Origin of the sequence: Enterococcus sp. AZ020 (assembly GCF_050499205.1) — a bacterium.
Lineage (GTDB): Bacteria > Bacillota > Bacilli > Lactobacillales > Enterococcaceae > Enterococcus_L > Enterococcus_L dunnyi.
The window spans coordinates 1-295 of sequence record NZ_JBIPAT010000022.1 but is presented as its reverse complement, the minus strand read 5'-3'; the positions used below and the strand labels follow the sequence as shown (position 1 = coordinate 295).

Sequence of the window (295 nt, the reverse complement as noted above, 5' to 3'; positions counted from 1 at the left end):
AGGTCTTAAAACAATGACACAATCGACACTCGGACAGTCCCAGCCTTCAGTTAGCAGCATAGAATTGCAGAGAACATTGTACTTATCGTTTTCAAAGTCTTCTAACACTTCGGCTCGATCTTTACTATCTCCATTCACTTCTGCAGCCTTGAATCCTTTTCGATTCAAAATTTCTGTAAACTTTTGGCTAGTTTTAACGAGCGGAAGAAAAACAACTGTTTTGCGATCCTTGCAATACTCCAGCATTTCATCTGCAATAGATTCCAGATAAGGATCAAGTGCAGTGCCTAAATCT

General features: G+C 39.7%; 1 protein-coding gene. It reads right to left on the bottom strand.

Going from position 1 to position 295, the window contains the following annotated elements:
• Window positions 1–295, bottom strand: a 295-nt coding sequence (locus tag IGI58_RS18245) for a DEAD/DEAH box helicase (RefSeq protein ID WP_429955529.1), incomplete at both ends; no start/stop codon positions are given.